The sequence below is a fragment of the Nitratidesulfovibrio oxamicus genome, assembly GCF_015731765.1.
GTDB lineage: Bacteria > Desulfobacterota > Desulfovibrionia > Desulfovibrionales > Desulfovibrionaceae > Cupidesulfovibrio > Cupidesulfovibrio oxamicus.
This window is the reverse complement of sequence record NZ_VRYY01000437.1, coordinates 1-2,013: the sequence shown is the minus strand read 5'-3', so window position 1 is coordinate 2,013 and position 2,013 is coordinate 1. Positions and strand designations below refer to the sequence as shown.

Below are 2,013 nucleotides of genomic sequence, written 5' to 3'. Positions count from 1 at the left end.
CGCGGGGCGACAGGCAGGCGGCGGACGCGGCAACCGGCTCGCTGCTCGGCCGCACCGCCACGGTTGCCGAATCGCCCATGTCGCTGCTGGCCGACGCCGCCGAGGAGCTGACCTTCGGCGCGGACACCACCGACGACTTCGAACTGTCCGAACGCAAGGAACGCCAGAGCACCGAAGACGCCCTGGCCGAGCGCGTGCAACTGTACAAGGAACTGATGCACCAGGCGGGCAAGGGCCAGGCCCTCGACCGCATGAAGGACGGCCTGCGCGCCAAGCAGGGCAAGGAAGACGCCCTGCGCGAGGCCCTTTCGCACTTTCCGGACCCCAGCGACGCCTGGGCCGCGCTGTCCGATGCCCTGCGTGAATTCGAAGCCGACCCGGACGTGGCCCCCGGCACGCTGGACGGCATCCGCGCCGCCATCGCGGAACTGGAAGCCACGCAGGGTCCGGCCATCCGGGCCGGGGTGCAGGGGGCGCTGGCCTCTGCCGGGTTCGACGCGCTTGGCGGCACCGACGAGTTGCGCGACCTGTACCGCGACACGGTATGCGGCTTTTCCTCCGTCGAGCAGGTGTTCGCCCACCTGACCGAACGGTACGGCGAAACCAGCTTCGACACCGCGGTGGACTTCCTGTACCGGGCGCTTGGCAACGACCTTGCTTCCGATGCGCCCAGCATGGAAAGCGCCCACCTCGAAAGCGTCAACACCAGCCTTGGCCAGTTGCGCCTGCTGCACAGCGCGCACGCCCTGTGCACGGACGTGATGTCCCGCTGGGAACGGGTGCACGGCGTGTCCGACTGCCCGCTCACCTCGCGGGCGCTGCTGGAGCAGATGGTGTCCCTGCGGTCGGAGAATTTCCTGGGCGCCATGCACATCGAGCGCATCGCCGCGCAGGCCAAGGCGCCGGACATCGAGCACGAGGTGCTGTTCCTGCAGGAGATGCTGCGCATGGCCCGCTCGGTGCCGCCGCAACTGTTCAACGGCGTGCAGGGGCGCATGAAGCTGCTCGACGCCGTGCAGGAGGCCGTGGACAAGGCCATAGAACGAGAGGACGCCTGGCTGGCGGCACAGGACGGGGGACAATGATGTTGCAAGAGGCCATCGCATCATTCGGACAGCGCATGGGCATGCCCGGGCTGCAACTGCCCGGGGTCGACCCCGCGCGGCCCGAAGCGCCGCGCCTGATCGCCCTGGACGTGGACGGCATGGGCCGCCTGCATCTGGAGGCCGCCGACGGCGAACTGCTGATCTATCTTTCGCGCCCCTTTCCCGCGCACGACGCGGACATGCCCCGGCGCATGCTGGCCCTGTGCCATTACCGGCACGCCCGGCCCCTGCCCTTGCAGGCGGGTGTGCACGCGGGGCAGGCCATTCTTCTCACGCGCCTGCCGGAGCGACTGGTCACCGCCGCCGCCATGGAGACGGCGACGGACCTTCTGGCGCGCATCATGGATGAAGCAACCGGCAGGAATGGTGGCGCATGAGCCGCAACGTAGGCATTTTTGACGGGTCGCTGGGCATCCAGACCGTGCTGGACGTGGACGCCGGGCGCGACCCCATGCCCAAGGCCCGCCCCCTGGCGGCCAGCGTGCTGCGCGAGGCGGGGCTGGAAGAGCTGTACGCCCCCCGCAACGCCCGGCAGATAGTGGAACAGGCGCTGTGCCCGCCCGTGGGCGACGGCGAGATGCTGCGCCCCGACGTGTTCGGGGCCAACCTGAACGCCTGCCTCGACGCGCTGTCCATGGAACGCGACCCCGCCGTGCGCGACTTCGTGCGCAACGACCTTGCCCCCCTGCTGGAAAACACCGAACTGCTCCGAGCCTATGCCGGGCTGATGGTGGGAGGCTAGCCGTGCCCATCGCCCCGGAGTGCCGCAACACCCTGCACGTGCTTGGCTATCTCTTTCTGCGCATGGGCCGCAACGACAGCGCCCGCCGCACCTTTTCGGCGCTGGCCGCCGTGCTGCCGCCCGACGCCCCCCGCGCCGAGGCAAGCCGGGTGCACCGCTGCCTGG

At 69.9% G+C, this 2,013-nt stretch carries 3 protein-coding genes; all 3 read left to right on the top strand.

The window, feature by feature from the left end; genetic code table 11:
* Positions 1-1,085 (top strand): type III secretion system gatekeeper subunit SctW (sctW, locus tag FVW20_RS13485; protein ID WP_196610014.1); only part of this gene is annotated, 1,085 nt, incomplete at its 5' end.
* A complete protein-coding gene (sycN, locus tag FVW20_RS13480; protein WP_196610013.1) occupies positions 1,082-1,483 on the top strand; it encodes a type III secretion chaperone SycN in 402 nt (133 codons plus the stop codon). The genes sctW and sycN, both read left to right, overlap by 4 nt.
* A complete protein-coding gene (gene sctX, locus FVW20_RS13475) occupies positions 1,480-1,848 on the top strand; it encodes a type III secretion apparatus assembly protein SctX (protein ID WP_196610012.1) in 369 nt (122 codons plus the stop codon). Before sycN ends, sctX begins: the two co-directional genes overlap by 4 nt.
* Positions 1,849-2,013 lie beyond the last annotated feature (165 nt).

Bases quoted from the DNA above. Each gene is read 5' to 3' on its own strand.
- sctX (WP_196610012.1), top strand. From the start codon at position 1,480: ATGAGCCGCAACGTAGGCATTTTTGACGGGTCGCTGGGCATCCAGACC.
- sycN (WP_196610013.1), top strand. From the start codon at position 1,082: ATGATGTTGCAAGAGGCCATCGCATCATTCGGACAGCGCATGGGCATG.